Annotated in this window: 21 protein-coding genes and 1 tRNA gene; 10 read left to right on the forward strand and 12 right to left on the reverse strand. The window is 46.6% G+C overall.

The features are described 5' to 3' along the window. Nucleotides 1–272: 272 nt before the first annotated feature. From NWE96_08665 to NWE96_08675, 3 genes are all read left to right on the forward strand, one after another. Nucleotides 273–605 (forward strand): PadR family transcriptional regulator, encoded by a 333-nt coding sequence (locus NWE96_08665; GenBank protein MCW3984053.1) that lies wholly within the window; start codon nucleotides 273–275, stop codon nucleotides 603–605. Between the two features lie 113 nt (nucleotides 606–718). Further along, the gene (locus tag NWE96_08670) at nucleotides 719–1,381 is read left to right on the forward strand and encodes a DUF996 domain-containing protein (protein ID MCW3984054.1); all 663 of its coding nucleotides are present in this window, start codon (nucleotides 719–721) and stop codon (nucleotides 1,379–1,381) included. A 15-nt stretch (nucleotides 1,382–1,396) separates the two neighbouring features. Then, a complete protein-coding gene (locus NWE96_08675; protein ID MCW3984055.1) occupies nucleotides 1,397–1,534 on the forward strand; it encodes a hypothetical protein in 138 nt (45 codons plus the stop codon). 88 nt (nucleotides 1,535–1,622) lie between these two features. Here NWE96_08675 and NWE96_08680 read toward each other — a convergent pair whose 3' ends face one another. Further along, complete coding sequence (locus NWE96_08680; protein MCW3984056.1) at nucleotides 1,623–1,814, reverse strand: hypothetical protein; 192 nt, start codon at nucleotides 1,812–1,814, stop codon at nucleotides 1,623–1,625. A 348-nt stretch (nucleotides 1,815–2,162) separates the two neighbouring features. Further along, nucleotides 2,163–3,524, reverse strand: a complete 1,362-nt coding sequence (locus NWE96_08685) for an NAD(P)/FAD-dependent oxidoreductase (GenBank protein ID MCW3984057.1) — start codon at nucleotides 3,522–3,524, stop codon at nucleotides 2,163–2,165. A gap of 104 nt (nucleotides 3,525–3,628) precedes the next feature. On the opposite strand from NWE96_08685, the gene NWE96_08690 reads away from it, so the two are divergent. Beyond that, nucleotides 3,629–4,057, forward strand: a complete 429-nt coding sequence (locus tag NWE96_08690; protein ID MCW3984058.1) for a helix-turn-helix transcriptional regulator — start codon at nucleotides 3,629–3,631, stop codon at nucleotides 4,055–4,057. On the opposite strand, the gene NWE96_08695 is transcribed toward NWE96_08690, so the two are convergent. Further along, the gene (locus NWE96_08695) at nucleotides 4,058–4,558 is read right to left on the reverse strand and encodes an Lrp/AsnC family transcriptional regulator (GenBank protein MCW3984059.1); all 501 of its coding nucleotides are present in this window, start codon (nucleotides 4,556–4,558) and stop codon (nucleotides 4,058–4,060) included. A 125-nt stretch (nucleotides 4,559–4,683) separates the two neighbouring features. On the opposite strand from NWE96_08695, the gene NWE96_08700 reads away from it, so the two are divergent. From NWE96_08700 to NWE96_08720, 5 genes are all read left to right on the forward strand, one after another. Beyond that, complete coding sequence (locus NWE96_08700) at nucleotides 4,684–5,652, forward strand: asparagine synthetase A (GenBank protein ID MCW3984060.1); 969 nt, start codon at nucleotides 4,684–4,686, stop codon at nucleotides 5,650–5,652. Between the two features lie 17 nt (nucleotides 5,653–5,669). Beyond that, the gene (locus NWE96_08705) at nucleotides 5,670–7,565 is read left to right on the forward strand and encodes a phosphoenolpyruvate carboxykinase (GTP) (GenBank protein MCW3984061.1); all 1,896 of its coding nucleotides are present in this window, start codon (nucleotides 5,670–5,672) and stop codon (nucleotides 7,563–7,565) included. A 137-nt stretch (nucleotides 7,566–7,702) separates the two neighbouring features. After that, entirely contained in the window at nucleotides 7,703–7,948 is a 246-nt protein-coding gene (locus NWE96_08710; GenBank protein ID MCW3984062.1) for a hypothetical protein, read from the forward strand. 127 nt (nucleotides 7,949–8,075) lie between these two features. Then, the gene (locus tag NWE96_08715; protein MCW3984063.1) at nucleotides 8,076–8,846 is read left to right on the forward strand and encodes a YhfC family intramembrane metalloprotease; all 771 of its coding nucleotides are present in this window, start codon (nucleotides 8,076–8,078) and stop codon (nucleotides 8,844–8,846) included. Nucleotides 8,847–8,949: 103 nt separating this feature from the next. Beyond that, nucleotides 8,950–9,930 carry a ferritin-like domain-containing protein gene (locus NWE96_08720; protein ID MCW3984064.1) on the forward strand — a complete coding sequence of 327 codons (981 nt, stop codon included), beginning with the start codon at nucleotides 8,950–8,952 and terminating at the stop codon, nucleotides 9,928–9,930. A 191-nt stretch (nucleotides 9,931–10,121) separates the two neighbouring features. On the opposite strand, the gene dnaK is transcribed toward NWE96_08720, so the two are convergent. The 7 genes from dnaK to NWE96_08755 all read right to left on the reverse strand — a co-directional run bounded on the left by dnaK (nucleotide 10,122) and on the right by NWE96_08755 (nucleotide 15,498). Beyond that, nucleotides 10,122–12,041 carry a molecular chaperone DnaK gene (dnaK, locus tag NWE96_08725; protein ID MCW3984065.1) on the reverse strand — a complete coding sequence of 640 codons (1,920 nt, stop codon included), beginning with the start codon at nucleotides 12,039–12,041 and terminating at the stop codon, nucleotides 10,122–10,124. A 33-nt stretch (nucleotides 12,042–12,074) separates the two neighbouring features. Then, nucleotides 12,075–12,596, reverse strand: a complete 522-nt coding sequence (locus NWE96_08730) for a nucleotide exchange factor GrpE (protein ID MCW3984066.1) — start codon at nucleotides 12,594–12,596, stop codon at nucleotides 12,075–12,077. A 19-nt stretch (nucleotides 12,597–12,615) separates the two neighbouring features. Then, nucleotides 12,616–13,017: a hypothetical protein gene (locus NWE96_08735; protein ID MCW3984067.1), complete on the reverse strand. Its 402-nt coding sequence runs from the start codon at nucleotides 13,015–13,017 to the stop codon at nucleotides 12,616–12,618. A 292-nt stretch (nucleotides 13,018–13,309) separates the two neighbouring features. Then, on the reverse strand, nucleotides 13,310–13,720 hold the full coding sequence (locus NWE96_08740) for a toprim domain-containing protein (GenBank protein ID MCW3984068.1): 411 nt from the start codon (nucleotides 13,718–13,720) through the stop codon (nucleotides 13,310–13,312). 5 nt (nucleotides 13,721–13,725) lie between these two features. Further along, nucleotides 13,726–14,814 (reverse strand): tyrosine--tRNA ligase, encoded by a 1,089-nt coding sequence (locus tag NWE96_08745; protein MCW3984069.1) that lies wholly within the window; start codon nucleotides 14,812–14,814, stop codon nucleotides 13,726–13,728. A 74-nt stretch (nucleotides 14,815–14,888) separates the two neighbouring features. Beyond that, entirely contained in the window at nucleotides 14,889–15,275 is a 387-nt protein-coding gene (locus NWE96_08750; protein MCW3984070.1) for a PIN domain-containing protein, read from the reverse strand. Then, complete coding sequence (locus NWE96_08755; protein ID MCW3984071.1) at nucleotides 15,268–15,498, reverse strand: AbrB/MazE/SpoVT family DNA-binding domain-containing protein; 231 nt, start codon at nucleotides 15,496–15,498, stop codon at nucleotides 15,268–15,270. Before NWE96_08755 ends, NWE96_08750 begins: the two co-directional genes overlap by 8 nt. A gap of 426 nt (nucleotides 15,499–15,924) precedes the next feature. On the opposite strand from NWE96_08755, the gene NWE96_08760 reads away from it, so the two are divergent. Continuing rightward, the gene (locus NWE96_08760) at nucleotides 15,925–16,482 is read left to right on the forward strand and encodes a YdeI/OmpD-associated family protein (protein ID MCW3984072.1); all 558 of its coding nucleotides are present in this window, start codon (nucleotides 15,925–15,927) and stop codon (nucleotides 16,480–16,482) included. A gap of 6 nt (nucleotides 16,483–16,488) precedes the next feature. On the opposite strand, the gene NWE96_08765 is transcribed toward NWE96_08760, so the two are convergent. Together NWE96_08765 and NWE96_08770 are read right to left on the reverse strand one after the other, a co-directional pair. Next, nucleotides 16,489–16,564: transfer RNA gene (locus NWE96_08765), tRNA-His, on the reverse strand. 239 nt (nucleotides 16,565–16,803) lie between these two features. Then, nucleotides 16,804–19,539, reverse strand: a complete 2,736-nt coding sequence (locus NWE96_08770) for an HAD-IC family P-type ATPase (GenBank protein MCW3984073.1) — start codon at nucleotides 19,537–19,539, stop codon at nucleotides 16,804–16,806. Nucleotides 19,540–19,574 lie beyond the last annotated feature (35 nt).

Raw genomic sequence — 19,574 nt, forward strand, 5'->3', positions numbered from 1 at the left:
CCTCTTTTTGCGAACTGGCTTTGAACATGTCTGATTTTTTTCTCCTTTGTGTATTTTTGTCCAACAGTTCGGCTGTTAGACGCATATACAATATGTCCACAACTGGACATATCTTGAATACAGAGTAACAATACACAACCATATAAAGCTTGACACATACCCCAAGCATACTAAAACATACCCCGACATATGTCGAAATACGAAAATTAACATAACACAAATAAATCCAAACATCCAATCCATACCTGAACGTAGCGGCAAAGGCTCAAGTCATGACTGAAACCTACAAAAAACAAATTGTACAACACATAATCAGAAACCTCCTCGACATCCAACTGTTACGCATCATTCAAGTTGAGCCTACATGGGGATACAAGATAAAAAAACAGGTTGAAACCGATTTCAACATCAAAATCCGCCACGGCGCACTCTATCCAACGTTGAATTTGCTTGAGGAGAAGGGGTTTGTTTCCTGCCTGGTTCAGCAGATGGGGGGGCGTGCACGTAAAGTGTATGCCATAACAGCAGACGGCAAAGCCTACTTGCAGACGTTCTATGATGTTTTACAGGGGCAACAGGCCAACCGCAATCCAGCAAGCGTTTAACTTGCAACTGCAAGGGTGGTTGGTGGAATGCAGGTAGCGTTTGGGTGCCTGTTGGTTAGTCATGAAAAAGCTTTTATGCCCTTTGCGCTGAACAAAACGCAGAGGAAAACGAAATGAACTATGAAACGAACAAAATCTTAGGCGGCATCGGCGCGATCTTGATGTTCATCGGCATCTTGCCCGTGGCGAACTTTTACGGTATATTGGAATTAATCGGTGCAGTGCTCATCTTGGCGGCGTTGTATGGGCTTTCAGGGCATTTTCATGAGTCAGGCATCTTCAAGAACGCAGTCATCGGCGTACTTGCAGGCGTAGTGGGCGCGGTCTTAGCGTTTGTTATTTTGGTTGCGGTTGTCTTGGCTAACATTAGCAGTTTTCTCTACCAGCTTTACCCAGGTTGGGATGGCTCGTGGGCTTCTCTTTCAGGCATGACGGCTGACACAAGCCAGTTTACCTCAGGCAACTTTGACTACAGCACTCTTGTTCCGCTTGTAACGGGTGCGCTTGCTGTGCTGGTTATTCTGTGGGTTTTTGCCATAGTCGGCACGTTCTTCATCAGGCGCTCACTAAAACAGGTCAGTGCAAAATCGGGTGTTGGCTTATTCGGAACCGCTGGAACCTTACTGTTGGCTGGCGCGTTTTTAACCATAATCGGCTTCGGCTTACTGTTGATGTGGATTGCAGCGCTGCTTTTGGCAATCGCCTTCTTCCAGCTAAAGCAAGCAGAACCCATAGCACCGCCAACTTATCCGCCGCCACCACAACCTCCCACTTAAACCCTCTTTTCTTTTTTGTCACTCACTCACCAAAACGTGCCCCTCGCAGACGCCTTAATCGCCTCGTGCGTCACCACAGGCCTCGCCAACTACGTCTTAACTGACGACCCACACTACAAAACCCTAAACATAAAAACAAAATCGACACCCTAAAAAACCACGCCACCTCTCTACAGCTACCTCCCCTCCCTTATATAAAGCCGTATCGAAGCGTTTATGCTATGGGCAAATTTTTGGGGGGTTAGGTTGCTTTTTTTCGTTTGGCTTTTTTGATTTCTGCCTCTATCTGCGCGATGGACAGCTTCGCTGTGGCTCCGCGAAGCTCAACCACCGAGTCGCCGTAGCACTCACGGATTTCGCTGATGAACTCCACTGCTCGCTTAGCACCCAGTTCCTTAACCAACGCTTCGAAAGGAACCTCAACCGTCGCCACAGTCAACTTCTTTTAACTCTCCCCGAATTCTTCTAAGTAACTAATTGGATTTCTCACTTTTATGTTGTACCCCATTGACTTAGCCAGTTTCTCGATCAATGATGCCCTACCTGTAAGTTGATCATCGCAAGACAAAAAGTACCCCACGCCGCCTAAGCAGGCAGATGCAATGTGTAAAGCGTCTAAAGCCCCAAGGCGACAATGGGCAATGAATTCTTGGGCTAACATAACCAGTTTAATGCTTATCAGAAAATAGAAAAAATGGAACGAGATTTGAACGCAAGGAATAGGTTGAGCGAATGATACGTCTGTCTTTGCAGGCGGACTCTTAAAAAAGGTAAAAGGGGTTTAGTTGATTTTTTGTTTTGCTTCTTCAATCAGCTTTATCGTCTGTTGCTGCCATGTTTCGAAGCCGACTGGTGTTGCGGGGTACGTGTTGTAGTGTGCGCCTAGCTGTTTCATCATGCTGACGGTGGTGTGGAGTTTGTTTAGGAAGCCGACTTTTCTTATGCCGCGGAAGACTCGTTTGGCGGTTTCGGTGATGTTTAGGTGGAAGTCGTCGCCCATGCCTGCTTTGAGGACGTCGTCTTCGGTCATGAGTTTTTGGTTCATGCCGTAGTTGAGGTCTTCATCGCTGCAGCTGAGAAGGAAGATTTTGAAGATGTCCAGTGTGCCCTGCTTTTTGCCGTAGGTGTCGATGTAGCGTTTGTTGTAGCCCCACAGCGCCTCTTTGGTGGGTTCACCTTTTGAGAGGGCTTCTGCGATTTGTTGGCCTGCAAAGTAGCCGCTTAGCATGCTTGGTCCGATGCCGCCGCCGTGAATGGGGTTCACAAGCGAGGCTGCGTCGCCGACGAGCATGACACCGTTGCCGACCATGTTGTCGAGGGGTCTGCGTACGGGGTCAAACCATGCACCGCCAGTGATTAGCTTTGAGCCTTCGAACATGGGTTTCTTGTAGGCGGTGGCGTAGAGTTGCTCTTTTGGGTTGGGGTAGCCGGTTTTGCGCATGATGGCGCCGATGCCGACGTTGACGCGTGCGCCGCCTTTGGGGAAAATCCAGATGTAGCCGCCCGGCGAGGCTTTTTGGTTTAGGTAGATGCCGCAGTAGCGGGTGTCCTCTGTTTCCTGTTTAAGTTGGCGGATTTCGCGATAACAAGCCTCAACATCCTCGTTGTCGATTTCGCGGTCTAAGCCTAACTCGGCGGGGAGCTGTTTGCGTACCATGCCAAAGTAGCCTGTCGCATCAACGACAACTTTGCCGCGGATTTCGCTGATTTTGCCTGTTTTCATGTTTTTGGCGGTTACGCCGACGACTGCACCTTTCTCGATTATGGGGCTGCGGAAGTTTGTGTTGTCATGTAATTCGGCGCCTTTGTCGATGGCTTTTTTGAGGAGCCATTGTCCGAAGAGGTGGCGGTTTAGGATGTAGCCTTTAAAGTCTTTGTCAGCTATGGTGAAGATTGTGTTTTCGTCGGGGCTGTAGATTTTTAAGCCGTCGATTTTGGCTTCTAACTCGCCGCCCTGTGGTTTTTCGAGTCCGAGGAAGGTGAGGTGGTGTTCGCCCAGTGCGTCGCCGCAGATTTTTTCTCCAATTTCTGCACGGGGCTTCTTTTCGATTAATGCGACTTTGAGGCCTTTTTCAGCTACGGTTTTGGCTGCGAGACAGCCTGCAGTTCCTGCGCCTACGACTATAGCGTCATATTTTTCCATTGTTTGTTCTCTCTCCCGAAGTTAACTTTACTATTTACACTATGTTGTGTAAGTAAACCCTTATAAACTGTGAAGTGAGCAAAACCACACCAAGTGTGACCCACATGAGCGCACCCCTAACCTTGAGCGCGGAATTCCGCAAAACCGTCGAAGCCCAAATGGACCAAGTCCTACGCGGCATAGAATTCACATTCAACCAAATCATAGAAAAACAGAAAATCACCCCAAAAGACCTCAAAGACGAAGTCGAAAGCCTCCAAGAAACCTTCACGGTCCTCTTCCAGAAATGGAGCCTAGAAATCCTCTACACCCTCATCCTAAAAGACACCATCGGGTTTGGCGAAATCAAGAAAACGCTTGGTGTAAACTCACGCACCCTTAGCGATAAACTCAAGATGCTGCAGGTACATGGTTACATTACCCGAAACGTCACCGCAGGTCCACCCCTAAGAGTCGAGTACAAGCTGACCGCCAAGGGGAAAAACACTGTGCTTTTGGCTTTGCCGCTACTGTACTATTCGGGTTCAGCGTAGTTAAGGTTTAGGTTGGGGCTTCTTTATCTGGGGCAGGCTGGTGCTCTCTTTGACGGTTTCGAAAACCATGCAGGTGAGGGTTTTTTCTAAGCCTTTAATGTGCCGCAACTTGTCGACAACGAATTTGCCGACTTCCTCCACGTTCTCCGCGCGCAACTTCACCAGCAGATCCCAGTCGCCTGTGATGATGTGGACTTCTTGGACTTCTGGGAAGCGGGCGATTTCTTCAGCTACGTCGCGCTGGGTTATTGGAGTGTCGTCTTTGGTGCGGTAGGAGACGGAGGCTAAGATGAAGGCAGTGGTGGCGAGGTTGAGTTTTTCTGCGTTGAGTATGGCGCGGTATTGTGTTATGATGCCGAGTTCTTCCATGCGTTTGATTTTTGCGAAGACGGTGGTGATGGGGCAGCTGATTTTTTTTGCGATTTGGTTGGCGGTTAGTTTGCTGTTTTCTTGTATGAGGGTGAGTATGGCTAGGTCTTTTTCATCTAATTTAGCACTCATATGTAAATATTACAGGTTACAGGTATAAAAACCTGTAGTTACTGTAAAATATCCACATTTTCATATAAAAAATTTAATTACCACAACTGCGTTGGTGTACAACCAAACATATCCCAGTGACCAAAATGACAAAACAAGAAACAATCCAAATCCCAAAACCGCTAGAACAACTAACGGCAAGTGAAATAGAACGCAAAGCCTGCATAGGCAAAATCATGACTTACACTCTAAGAAGCCTCACAAATACCTACATAAACAAAGGCTTCCAATGGCTCCTCCCAGTGGCCCTCAGCCAAAGCACCGACCCCCTCTGGCCAGATCCAGGTGCATCCATAGAGAAACGCATCGAAGTCGACATCTACGGCAAACCCGTCCGCACCATGTCAAGCATGATCATACACAAACTCGTCGCCGCCTCCACCGCTTACCCAAAACTGTTCATCCTCTCACCCAACATCCGTATCGAAAAAGGCGAACGCGCCAAAACAGGCAAACACATCTACGAATTCACCCAACTGGATTTTGAAATGGCAGACTCTGGCTCCAAAGACGTCTTTGCCTTGGTTGAAGACGCCATATGTACCTTAGTTAAAGACCTCAAGAAGGACATGAAAAACGAATTAACCACTCTGTGCCGCTGCGACACCCTAAAAGCGCCAAAAGCGCCGTTCAAAATCTATGACCGAGCCGATTTAGAAGCAAAATATGGCGCAGACGGCTGGGAAGAAGGGATAGCTAAAGACATAACGGAACCTGTCTGGGTAACAAACATTCCACGTGAATTCTACGACTACGAAGACTTCAAGACAGGCAAATGGGACAACTACGACCTGTTCATGCCACAATTCGGAGAAGTCCTCAGCGGCGCCAAACGTGAATACGAATACAAGAAAATCGTAGAGAAAATCGAACGCGACCAAGTTAAGAAAGAAAACTACGCCCTAATCATCAAGATGGCTAAAGAAGGCAGACTAAAACCCACCGCAGGCGCAGGCATCGGTATGGAACGTTTAGTCGGCTGGATTGCAGGCGTAAAGCACATCGCGGAATGTCAACCTTTCCCACGCGTACCCGGAAACGTTAATGAACTATAGTGGACTGACTAGATAGTATGAATCCATACTTAGAAGCATTACAAGCAAAGCTAAGCGCCGAAGACTTCAAAAAACTAAGCGCAATCGACAACCCCAACGTGCATGAGTTCATCGCTAAAGAAAGCGACCTCTGCCACCCCGAAAAAATCTTCATCTGCAGTGACTCCGCTGAAGACATCGCCTACGTGAGGAAACAGGCGATTGCCACAGGTGAAGAGAAAGCCATCCTAAAACTCGAAGGGCACACGGTGCACTTTGACGGGGAGCAGGATCAAGGACGGGATCGCCAAGCAACCAAATACCTTGTTGCAAAAGGCGTAACCCTCAGCAAAGCCCTTAATCAGATTGACCGCCAAGAGGGCCTTATGGAAGTTATGGGTTTGCTGCGTAACTCCATGGTGGGTAAAACCATGATTGTGCGCTTTATTTCTTTGGGGCCCGCTGACTCTGTTTTTACCATTTTAGGTCTGCAATGTACGGATTCTTGGTATGTTGCACACACCGAATCCTTGCTCTACAGGCCAGGATACGAGCAGTTCATTAAAGCAGGAAACAAAACTGACTTCCTTAAAGTGCTCCACTCTGCAGGGCGACTCAACAGCGACATGGTAAGCGTTGATTACAACAAAAAACGCATCTACATCGACCACATGGACGAAACCATCTACAGCGTCAACACCCAATACGCGGGCAACTCTGTTGGTTTCAAGAAGCTTGCGTTCCGCTTAGCAATCCGCAAAGCCAGCAGTGAAGGCTGGTTAGCAGAACACATGTTGCTCATGGGTGTCTTTGGACCCAACAACCGCAAAACCTACTTTGCAGGTGCTTTCCCAAGTGCATGCGGCAAAACCTCAACTGCTATGTTACCCGGTGAAACCATACTCGGAGACGACATAGCCTACATCCGCGACATCGGCTCCGTTGCACGTGCTGTGAACGTGGAGTCAGGCATATTCGGAATCATCCAGGATGTAAAAGCCAAAGATGACGCTCTAATCTGGAAGGTTCTCACAAACCCCGGAGAAATCGTATTCAGCAACATCCTAGTCAAAGATGGGCGGCCTTACTGGCTTGGAATGGGCGAAGAACTACCCAAAGACGGACTTAACTACACAGGCGCATGGTATGAAGGCAAAAAAGACGAAGCAGGCAACGACATCCCCGCAGCAAACAAAAACGCTCGATACGCAGTAGCATTAAAAGCGCTTGAAAACGTTGACCCTGAACTGGACAACCCCAACGGCGTCGAACTCGGCGGCATCATGTACGGCGGTCGAGACGCAAAAGCCTACGTGCCTGTTCAGCAAAGTTTCAGTTGGGAACACGGCATCATCGCATACGGTGCTTCACTGGAAACCGAAACCACCTTCGCCACCATCGGCAAAGAAGGTGTCCCTGAAATCAACATGATGAGCATCCAAGACTTCATCAGCATTCCACTTGGCAAAAACGTCCACAACAACCTAGAATTCGGGCGTAAACTCAAAAAGCAACCCTTAATTTTTGGCGTAAACTATTTCTTAAAGGAAGTGGGCAACGGCAAATACCTCAACACCCCCCATGATAAGCATGTTTGGGTGAAGTGGATGGAACTTCGCGTCCACAACGAAGTCGGCGCCATAAAAACCCCCACAGGCTACATACCCAAATACGACGACCTCAAAAAACTCTTCAAACAAGTCCTCAACAAAAGCTACGATAAAGAAGACTACATAAAACAATTCACCATACGTGTCCCAGAAAACCTCGCAAAAATCGAGCGCGTACAGCGGTTCTACCAAGAAAACGTCACTGACACACCACTGGAACTCTTCGGCATACTATACCTCCAACGCCAACGCCTTATGGACGCTAAAGAAAAGTATGGCGACTACATTTCGCCCGAATGCTTCGAAAAAGAAGCCTGCCCATAAAAACGGCGACTTTATCTTTCTTTTTTTCCTTTTTTAGGCGTCAAACTTTTAAACAAACACGGTTTACTGACTAGTAATTCATAATCGTTAATTAAGAAAAAGGTTAATTCAGAAACTGAAGTGAAGGAAGAATGATGATGAAGAAGCTGGAACAGAAAGGAAAATGCGAACACACCATCAACTTGGCAAGCCTCGAAGGCGACGGCTCATTCCCCTGCCCCAAATGCGGAACAACCATCTCTCCAGACGACGAAACAGAAGACAACTACCAAATCATGGATACCAAAGTCGTCAACGACGAACTCACTGAACTGGTTATTGCTTGCGGTAAATGCGGCTGCACTATCAAGTTAACTGGTTTCCAGCAAGGATTAGACGCATAAACAAACCTTTTGCATTTTTTCAATTTTTAGCTATACTTTCTATTTTGCCCGCCGTATGCAGGGTTCACTTTTAGGTTTTAACTGAGTATCCCAAATCTTTTAAGCACAAAACGAATTAACGCTTGCTATGGAAAACATCAACCCCATCTTCATCATCCAACCTGTCGTCACCATAGCCATCGGCGCAGCCTTAATGCTTTACTGGTACAAAAAACGGCACTTCCACACAAACGTCTGGCTCTATTCCTTGGCTGCTTACGCCATAGCCATCGGATTAAAGTATGCAGTTCAAATCCCAACCGTAGGTTTGGTTTCTGGGGCTGGCGAGGTCTCTTTGGGCTTGTATTATGGGTTGCAAACGGTGGTTTTCGAAGTGGGGTTGGCTTATGTGGTGGCTTCTTATGCAGTTAAACGCAGCAAAATGGACAGGCGGGATGCTGAGGCGTATGGTTCAGGGCTGGCGTTTTGGGAAAACGTAGCTTTCATAAGCGTACTTTCGCTGATTAACTTGGTTGCTTACTACATTATTCTTTCAGGCAGCGGTTCCATCGCGGAGTTAACCTACAACCAATTAACTGCGGCTGCGCCCTCGCTGTTTGCGTCAAACAGTGAAGCACTCGGATTGGTCGGCATGGGGATTCTTGAACGCATATCCTCTGCGTTGATTCACATAGCTTGGGGTTACCTCTGCTTGATGGCGGTTATCTACCGCAAAAAAATCCTCTTCTTCATCGCGTTACCGATGGGGTTGATTGATTTTTTGGTACCATTTGCCAAGTACTCGCCACTGTTGTTTGAGGTTGTGGTGTTTGGTTTAGCTGTGCTTTCGGTTTTTGTGGCGTGGTATGCAACTAAGAGGCTCTGTTTACAGCCTGAGATACCTAATCAGCAACTTTAGCTTGACCACAACATCTATGGCTGATTCACTGACGATTTAGCGCTTTTACAACAAATCTTATATTTGTGGTTTAGTTCCTTTTGAAACAGGATGTTGTGATTTTATGTCAGTCAAAATAACAACAGAATACATAGACATGTTGAACAAGGCAGTTGAACGCGAAATCGGCGTTTCACTTCAATACATTCTCCAACATGCCAAGATGGAGAAGCTAATGCGCAAAACACTGCCCGAAAACATACTCCTCGACAAAACCACCTACGACGCAGTCGGAAAATTCCTAAAAGACATCGCCATCCAAGAAATGAAGCATGCAGCCACCATAATGGAACGCATCTACTACCTCGGCGGACAAGCCACCACTAAATCCAGCAAAGTCACCGTCGGCGACAGCTTAAGCGAATTCGCCAAGTTGGGCGTAAAAGCTGAAGAAGAAGCCCTAGTGCTCTATCGGCAAATCATCGAGACTGCTACAAAGATGGGCGACTGGGAAACACATGAAGTCTTCGAGAAAATCTACGGCGAAGAAGAAGGTCACCTTTTCAAATTCCAAGAATACACCAAATTCCAAGACGAAAAAGATGAACCCAGCAAGGTTCCGCTTCCTGAGTGGCGCAAAATCTACACCGACGACTACTTTGCCTTACTCAACAAGGCAGTAGCAGCAGAAATCACAGGCATAGTACAATACACCAACCAACACGAAAAAGCTGCGTTCCTCGAATTACGCCGCAAAAACACCCCGCTTGAAACCATCACCGAAACCAACAAAGCCGACGTCGTCAGCAAACTGCTCAAAGGTGTCTTTATGCAGGAAATGGAGCATCTGGAGAAAATCAGCGAACGCATCTACCTCCTTGAGGGCGAAGCAGTAGCTAAACCTGATCCGTTGCCAGTCGTCGGAGAAACCGCACAAGACTTCCTGATCCTTGACCATGCATTGGAAAGCAGCGCAATAACGTTGTACCGCCAAATTATCGCTGAAGCACTTAAACGCGGCGACACCACCACAAGGCGCCTCTTTGAAGACATCGTCATGCAAGAAGAAGAACACTTCTGGTCATTTGACGACTTCATAAGATAACAAACCTTCTTCTTTTTTGTCATTTTTCTGTTTGCTCTGCCGCCTCCTACCGTTCCTTATACAAAGGCGGGTCACTTTTTTGTTCACCCACTCTATGAGAGAGTGCTATGTAGTGTTAAAAGGGGCAATTTATTATAATAGAAAACTGGAAAATACGGAAAAAAATTTTGGTAAAGAAAAAAGAAAGTGGTTTATTTGACTTTGTAGTCTTCTGAGTCAACCACGTTATCGCCTGATGGGCCACCCTGCTCGGGTCCGCCTGTAAAGGGTCCTTGTGGACCTGCTCCGGCTTGTGGACCAGCCTGCTGGCCTCCCTGTGCCTGTTGCTGCTTTGCGGCTTCAGCTGCGGCTTGCTGGTAGACTTTGGTGCCGACTTCTTGAAGTACCTTCTGTAGCGCGTCTGATTTGGCTTTAACTTGTGCCATGTCGTTGCTTGCTAAGGCGTTTTTGAGTTCTGTTACGGCTGCGTCGATTTTCGCGGTTTCATCCGTGGAGAGTTTGCCTGCTAAGTCTTGTTTGGTGCGTTCAGCTGTATAGATGAGGCTGTCTGCTGCGTTGCGTGTTTCAGCTTCCTCTCTCTTCTTGCGGTCTTGCTCTGCAAATTGCTCTGCTTCACGTATGAGGCGTTCTTTTTCTTCTTTAGAGAGTTTGGTTGAGGCTGTGATGGTGATTTTGGATTCTTTGCCTGTGCCACGATCTTTAGCGGTTACGTTTAGGATGCCGTTGGCGTCAATGTCAAAGGTCACTTCGATTTGGGGTACTCCTCTGGGTGCTGGCGGTAGGTCAACGAGGTTAAACATTCCCAACGAGACGTTGTCTGCTGCCATGGCGCGTTCGCCTTGTAAGACGTGGATGGTGACGGCGGTTTGGAAGTCTGCGGCGGTTGTGAAGATTTGGCTACGTTTGGTAGGGATGGTGGTGTTCTTTTCGAGCACCTTAGTCATGACTCCACCCATGGTTTCAACTCCCAGCGACAAAGGTGTGACGTCTAACAGTAGCAGGTCTTTTACTTCACCTGTAACTACACCGCCCTGTATGGCTGCACCTATCGCGACGCTTTCCATGGGGTCGATTCCCCGTTCAGGGGCTTTGCCCAAGATCTGCTCCACGAAACGTTGAACTAAGGGCATTCGGGTCATGCCACCGATTAGGATGATTTTGTCGACTTGTTGTGGTGTGAGTTTGGCGTCTTCGAGTGCTTTTAGTAGTGTGGGTTTTGTGCGTTCTATGATGGGTTGTGCGAGGGATTCCAGTTTTGTTCTTGTAAGTGTTAAGTGGAGGTGTTTGGGTCCTGAAGCGTCGGCAGTTAAGAAGGGCAGGTCGATGTCTGTGCTCATCAATGTGGAAAGCTCGATTTTCGCTTTCTCAGCAGCATCTTTCAATCTAGACATGGCCATGCGGTCGTTTGAGACGTCTACGCCTGTTTGGCGCTTGAACTCTTCGAGGATGTAGCCCATGACTGCTTTGTCCACGTCAGTTCCGCCGAGTTGGGTGTCGCCGCTTGTACTAAGTACTTGGAACACTCCTTTGCCGAAATCCATCAGGGTGACATCGTGGGTTCCGCCGCCGAAACTGAACACGAGGATTTTCATTTCATGCTCAAGTTTGTCGATGCCGTATGCAAGGCAGGCTGCGGTGGGTTCGTTGATGATACGCATAACTTCAAAGCCCGCGATTTCGCCTGCATCTTTGGTTGCTTGGCGTTGGTTGTCATCGAAGTGTGCGGGAACGGTGATGACGGCTTTGTTCACGGGTGTACCGAGGTAGGTTTCGGCGTCTTTTTTGATTTTCTGCAGTATGAAAGCTGAGATTTGCTGTGGAGTGTATTCTTTGCCGTGAATGTTGACTTTGTAGTTTGTTCCCATTTTGCGTTTTATTTCAAAGATTGTTCCTTCAGCGTTGGTGGTGGCTTGCCTCTTTGCAGGTTCTCCGACTAGCAGCTGTCCATCCTTGGTGAAAGCAACTACTGAGGGAAACATTTTGCCTGCCATCGTGGGTCCTTCGGCGCTGGGGATAACTGTTGCGTGTCCCCCCTCGTATATGGCTGCGGCTGAATTGGTTGTTCCTAAGTCGATACCTAAGACTTTTTGACTTGTTTTTTGGTTACTCAATTTGTTTTTTCCTCCAATGTTTTTCTTTTTTTGTTACTTTGATTTTGGTTTGGCTACTCTAACGATGCTGGGACGCAGCACCTTATCCTTCATCTTGTAGCCCTTCCGGATTTCCTCTAATATCGTGCACTCTTTAGCGTCGTCGCATTCTTCTGCGGCGATGGCGTTATGGTTTGATGGGTCAAAAACAGTGCCCACTGTGCACTCGATTGGGCAGACCCCTTCTTGCTCAAGGACTTTTTTGAGCTTCTTTAACGTCATTTCTACCCCTTCAACGAGAGTTTTCTGCGAGTTATCAGCACACTTTGCAACTTTAACCGCCAACTCTAACTCGTCAACCACGTCAAGTAGCTGGTTGATTATGCGTTCGTTACTGTAGCATCTGATTTGTTCGGTTTCTCTGTCGAAGCGTTTTTTGACGTTTTCAAAGTCAGCTTGCAGGTACTTTAGGCGAGTTAGGTAGTCTTCGGAGCGTTTCTTTTCTGATTCAAGCAGTTTTTCAAAGTCAACAGTTTGGGCTGGTTCCTTGACTTCCTTAGCTTTGTCTTCAGTCAACTTTTTCCCTCTGGTTGGTTTATGTTATGTATTTTTGTTTCTTTGTGTTTTGGTTGTTGGTTTGTTCAGGTGGTAGAGCGGGGTTTTGTTTTGTTGGATCGCATACAGCGATGCTGGTTTGTTCGACGAGTTTTTTGAAGATGATTTCAGCGACTAGGTCTCCGACGGATTCTTCTTTTAGTTCTGAGTTGAATGCGTGTTTTTTGAAGGATTCGACGATTTCGTTTTTGTCGATGGTTACGTTTTGGCTGGTGTCGCCTGTGCTCCAGGCGGTGGACATGACTTTGTGGCCTAGCTCGATGAATATATTGACCATTGTGGTGTAGTCTATGTCTAGTGGTGCGTCTCCTGTTAGGAATCGTCCTTTTGTGAGTAGGATTTTTTTGTCGTTTTCAGGGGTTACAGTTAGGCTTCTTCGCATATTTTCACCTGTGCATACGCGGTTTTGCACCGCTTCACCTTATGCACACCTGTGCATACATGCTTATAAACATTCTCCGCATTCAACAAGCAAAACAAACATACCCGCCCTAAATAAGAGGCAGGAACAAAAAAACCCCACAAACACTCCTAAAATTATCGAACAGTCGCATTATTTGGTGGAAATGGCTTTCCTCCACCAGCTGGAAGGGATTCTTCTCATGGCTACTTTAAATAAGGGAGGGGAGGTACACACTGAGACGTCGCGTGGTTTTCAACATGACAAAGTCTGTTTATGCAGCCTTCTGTTGGGCAGTCGCCAGATAAGCTGGCAAACTCTCGATACATTGCACGTCACGGTTAACCAGCGCTGCCAGTTCACGCCAGAAACGTATATTCGCCTTGATTTGATCTCGTTCGAGGTTTTGTTGGAGCCGTTTTGTTCCTTCTTTGCCACGGCGGTCAAAATCCAACAGCAAAATAACCTCGCATGCACCAAAAGCCTCGATTTCCGTGGTGGCTTGCAAAAAAGATTTACCGCCCGTCTTCACGGTTAACACTTTGCCGCTGACGCCTAATTCACAGAGTGCATCTGCATCTTTTTTGCCCTCAACCACGATGGGTTTGCCTTTGGCTGCCTCTTCAGAGAGTTTAGCTATGATTTCTTCGATTTTTTCTAATCTTTCTTTTCTACGTGTGGACAAGGAGGTTACCTTGTGATTTTTGCTTGACGAACCACTTCTAAGCAGTCTTTTGCTTCCTTGTTGTTTTCGAAGTAGCGTCGGACGGGTTCAAGGATATTGCCTAACTCAGCTGCAACACCGTTTTTGAGGTCCATCGGATGCAGCTTCCCCTCGGTGTATGCTGCTTCTAGCGCTTGAAAACTCTCGAAAGAGACGGTTCCACCGAATTTGGCTGGACGCTCAACGGTGAAAACGGGTTTTTCTCGGAAGATGATGTAGCGGCAGATGTCCATTATGGGGTTATGTTTGACGGTTCGCTCGGGGCAGAAGGCTTTGGACATTTTCTTCTTGATTTCCTCGGGAGCGTCATAGATGAAGATGCATGTGTCAGGTTTGCTCTTAGACATCTTTGCAGACGCTATGGCTTCGCGTTCTTGTCCCTCTGGAATTGGCCAAACAGCAGGTTTAGCTAAACCCTGCAGCAGGTGGTGATGGATGCAGACGGGTTTCCAGTAGCCGATTTTTTCGCCGATTTCCCTTGCAACCATGTTGGCTTTACGTTGATCCAAACCAAGCTGACACATTTTCACGTTTAACTGGAAAATGTCGGCAACCTGCATCGGTGTATAGAGGTAGTCGCCGACGTAGTGCGCTTCGCCCTCTTTTCGGCCTGCAATTTCCAGTGTACGGGTTGTGCGGGCAATCGTGAGTTCCTTTGCGATTTTAACGGTTTTTTCCCAATATTTGATGTCAGTGTAGAGTTCGTCAGAGTAGATGAATTCGACTTTGTCGCCTGGCACACCCAACGCCAGCCAGCTGTGGCGGAAGAGGTCTGCGGCTTTGCGGATGAGTTCGCGGTCGCCGCCGAGTTTGTTGTTGAGCCATGCATGCCATGTGGCGAGGAAGGCTTTGTAGTGGATGCCTGCTTCGGCGAAGTCTTTCATTTTGTAAGCGCAGATGACGCCTGTGCCGAGGTGCGCGAGTCCTGAGGGTTCCCAGCCGTTGTAGGCGATGGGGTGTTCTTCTTTTTCAAGTAGGGCTCGGAGGTCTTCTGAGGTTACTACTTCTTCGGTTGGCGGTCTGCAAATAAGCTCAATCTTTCGTTCAATATCCACATATCTCAGCTCAGTTACAGATAGCTAATTATAGATAGTTATTTAAGAACTTACTCAGCGAATTGAAAAGATAACTACAGCCAAGTTGTTTTTATTTCTTTTATTAGTTTGAAGTGCGCGTCGTCTGAGATGCAGATTGCGTTAAGCACAAATGCTGTGGCTGCTATCATGCTATCTCCCATGGAGAGGTCGTATTTCTGTCTAAATTCAGCTGATACTTGCGCTATTTCTTCGTCTACAGGGACGATTTTGAATTCTTGCTTAACGTATGTTAGTTTTATTTTTGCTATTTCCCGTCCCTCTGTAGATAGAGAAGTTTTGTATAATTCGTGGAGGGCAATTGTTGAAACGTATTTTTCTTTTCTTGTCCGCTCGTTGATTATTTTTTTACGCATTTCTTCGTTTTTGGATCTATAAAGTTGGGTGAAAAATCTGGTATCATACACTGCAGGTTTATTCATTTTCATGCCTTAGTTTATATAGTTGTTTATCTATTTCGTCAGCGGTTTTAGTGTCAGAAAATGCACCGATCATGTCCCAGATGGTTTTTTTGGGTTTGAACAAAATACCCTCTTCGGTTTCAATAATTTGTAGTCGTGTGCCTTTTTCTATTTTGTATTTTTTTCTGAGGCTAATTGGGATGGTGGTTTGACCTTTCTCTGTGACGGTTACTTCGTTTTCCAACTTGAAACCTCGTTCTTACTTGAATATGGCTCTTACTTTCTTAAAAATCTTACATCACGAAAGGTAAACCCAAAACACCAAAATACCTTTTTCGCGGGCGGTTTGTCTCCCGACGTAACCTAACACTTCACCTCACAGCTAAGCGTCGCTATAAGCTTGGTGAAGCTCTCTCGGCGCGGGAATTTGTGCCCGGCCCACCGTGTCCCTTGTTTGGGTGAACCCTTCGTCACGGCAGCGCAAGCGTATTGAGTCTTGCAGCTCTGTTGGGTCCGTCGTCAAGGGTGAACTTAACCAGTGGGAGAATGTAATAAAACCCATCAGCAAAATTAAGCATTCCTGTCAAAAACAACACTCAGCTAAGACTAAGATTTGGCAATTATTTAATTAACCAAACCCACAAATCAAACAAGGACAACGCTATGAACATTGGAAAAACCGTTTACTTCCCAGACAGGCAGGGGATGGCGCGATTGGCTAGAAAAAAATTACGGTCAGGAAAAGGAAATTTGGCTGGTTTTCCCCAAAAAAGCAAGCGGCCAACCCCGCATACCCTACAACGACGCCGTAGAGGAAGCACTATGCTTTGGCTGGATTGACAGCACAGCCAAACGAATCGACGACGCCAAGTATGCCCAGCGGTTTACTCCCCGAAACCTCAAAACGCCCTATTCAGAAGCAAACAAGCAGCGACTACGTAAACTCGTAAAAGAAGGCAAAGTGCTTCCCGTAATAGAAGCCTCAATCAGAGACCTCCTTGCCGAAGAGTTTGCTATGCCAGAGGATATTTTAGAAGCCATCAAAAGCAACAGGGAAGCGTGGAACAACTTCCAAAAGTACTCCCTCGAATACAAACGAATCCGAGTCGGCTACATCGAAGACGCAAGAAACCGGCCAGACGAGTTCAAGAAGCGACTAAACAATTTTATCAAAAAGACTGCTAATAACAAACAATTCGGCTTCGGCGGCATCGAAAAACACTATTAACAGAGGTGGGGCCGGGGCAGGGATTTGAACCCTGGCGAAAGGCTCCACAGGCCTCTATGCTGCCAAGCTACATCACCCCGGCCACTTTTACCAAATCTGTAGCTTTGCTTCTTTACTCTCATGCTAAACCCCTTTATTTGCGTTTGCAAATGCTTTTCCATTCATGCCTAGAAGAAACCCGTGCTTATTGAGCGAGTTAACTTTTGGTTTTGGACATTAAAATGGGGTTTTTGTCGGCAACAGTTTTGAGAGCTTTGTCATCTATCTTCCTATTTCACTGTTTCCAATTATACATAGACCTGAGTTCAGCGTTTTCACGGTTTAAGTTTTTGTTTTACGTTTTTTTCCTATTTTTCTTAAGAGTTTCTCCAATTCTACTAAGCCAAAGCCTGGAAGTAATGCAAGGAGTATCGATGGCCACCATTCAAGGGGTATGTTTGCCGTTTTGAAGATTAATTGCCCTGCAGGTACGTACACTATGAGCAGTCCAGTAATTACTGTTGCGCCCACCCCAACTAGTAGCCACTTGTTAGAGAACGGATTGAGAGTAAAGGCAGAATCGTAGACTGAACGGGCAGTTGCTACGTAACCTAAGTGTACAAATTGTACAGCTAGGAACGCTGCGGATTGGGCTTGCGCTAAAACTATGGCATCGTTGGCCAAAGCTGAATGACCGTAAACCCAAAAGATGATGAAACCTGATAACGCCATGACCACGGATACCTGAATTACCCGTATGAAGAATAGTTTGTTGGCTATTTTCTCTTTGGGGTTGCGAGGAGGTTCATTCAGTAAACCTTTTTCTTTGGGTTCAAACAGTAGCGGCATAGTTAAGAAGACGGAGTCAGCGAGGTTAATCCAGAGAATCTGAATCGGTTCTAAGGGAAGTCGCAAAGCAAAGAGTGCTACGTATTGCGCCAGTATTATTGAGCCGATTATCAACAGCATTTGTCCAAAGTTGGTTGGGAGGGTGTATAGAATGGCTTTTTGGAGGTTCTTCCAAGCGTGTCGTCCCTCTTCAACGGCTGAAACGATACTTGCAAAGTTGTCGTCAGTTAAGACTACACTGGCGGCTTCCTTGCTGACTTCAGTCCCGGTTATTCCCATAGCTATACCGATATCAGCGGCTTTAAGAGCGGGGGCGTCGTTCACTCCATCACCGGTCATGGCTACAATTTCACCCCTCTTTTGGAGTTGCTGGGCAATCCTTAGTTTGTGTTCTGGCGCAACTCTGGCGTAGACATTGTGATTTCCTACAACTTCGTAAAGTTGGGTGTCGCTTAGGTTGGCTAGTTGTTCGCCGCTAATCGCGTTGTCTTCTTTTTCATCGATTATTTTGAGTTTTCGAGCAATAGCTACAGCGGTACGAATGTGGTCGCCTGTTATCATTACGACCCGTATGCCCGCTTTCTTGCATTTCGCTATTGCCTCAGTTACTTCTGGCCGCGGTGGGTCTATCATGCCCTGTAAACCTAGAAAAACCATGCCTTTCAGGTCTTGTTTTGTTAGGGTGGTTTTAGTTTTTGGCACTATCTTGAAAGCCATGCCGAGAACACGCATTGCTTCGTGCGCCATAGATTCTGCTTCATGTATGATTCTCTTTTTATCTATTGGAACATTTTTGCCGCCAATTGACTGGAATTCGCAAAGTTCAATAATTTTTTCAGGGGAGCCTTTGATGTAAATGACGTTTTTGTCCACATCTTGCTGTAGGGTGGCCATGTACATGTATGCAGAATCAAAGGGGATTTCATCCAACCGATGACCTTGTTCTGATATTCCTGCTTTAATAGCTGAAACCAGTAATGCGCCTTCTGTTGGGTCGCCGATGATGCGGTGTTGGTCGCCCTCTGTTGTTAGTGAGGCGTTGTTGCACATTTTTCCAGCTTTAAGGGTTTCGATTAGTTCAAAACTGTAGTCATCGGGGGTGAGAGATGTGTTATCTTCTTTGAGAAATTGTCCTTGAGGCGCATACCCCACACCTGTCACTAAGTAATTGGCATCCCCGGCGAATACTCTTGAAACAGTCATTTCGTTCTTGGTGAGGGTGCCTGTCTTATCTGAACAGATCACAGTGGTGCAACCTAAAGTCTCCGTAGCAGTTAATCTTCGTATCAACGCGTTTCTCCGCGACATCTGAGTGGCAGCTAAAGAAAGAACACCAGTTACAATCATCGGAAGCATTTCAGGTATGCCGGCCACGATAAGCGCCACTGTAGCCATGAAGAGGTAAATCAGGCTTTGACCAATTGAAATACCAATTATGGTATTCACTATACCCAAGAAGAAAATTGCAATTATAAGCGTCTTAGTGAAAGCGTCAATCTGCTTTTGCAGGGGTGTTTTATGAGATTGAGTTTCTTTCACTAGAGTAGCGATCTTTCCAAATTCTGTCTTCTCGGCTGTCTTTACTACAACACCCAAAGCTGAACCGCGCGTAATGAAAGTTCCGCTGAATGCAATACACTGCTGGTCTCCGGGTGTTAAGTCGGGGGAAGCAAGTGGTTGGGTGTTTTTGATAACTGGAGTTGACTCCCCAGTAAGTGATGCTTCATCGGCGTAAGCATCCTTTGCAAAGAATAAACGAAGGTCAGCGGGTACTTTGTCGCCGCTGTTGAGAACAACAACATCTCCGGGTACAAGTTCACGAGTTGGGATAACCTTTTGGACTTTGTCACGAATTACAGTACATTTCGGCACAGACATTTTTTTGAGGGCATCAAGGGCGCCTTCAGCTTTGCCCTCTTGATAGAAGCCCAAGATAACGTTTATGATTACGACTCCAAGAATTACGCCTGTGTCTACCCATAAATCTTCAATATGTAGTATCGACAAGGCTCCAGTGACTGATGCAGCCACAATAAGTATCAAAACCAAGGGACTACGGAATTGATCTAGAAAACGCATCACTGTGCTTCTCTTTTTCAGAGTGATCTCGTTGTAACCGTATTTCTGAATCCTAGCTTTCGCTTCTGCATCGGTAAGCCCTTGGCTGCTTGTTTCCAAAAGCTGAAAAACTTTCTCGGTTTCTTGTTGATACCACTTAATTTCTGACATTTCAAAAAAATTAAAAAAATTCGTGTTAATTAATG

Source organism: Candidatus Bathyarchaeota archaeon, assembly GCA_026014685.1.
In the GTDB taxonomy this organism is placed as follows: Archaea; Thermoproteota; Bathyarchaeia; order Bathyarchaeales; family Bathycorpusculaceae; genus Bathycorpusculum.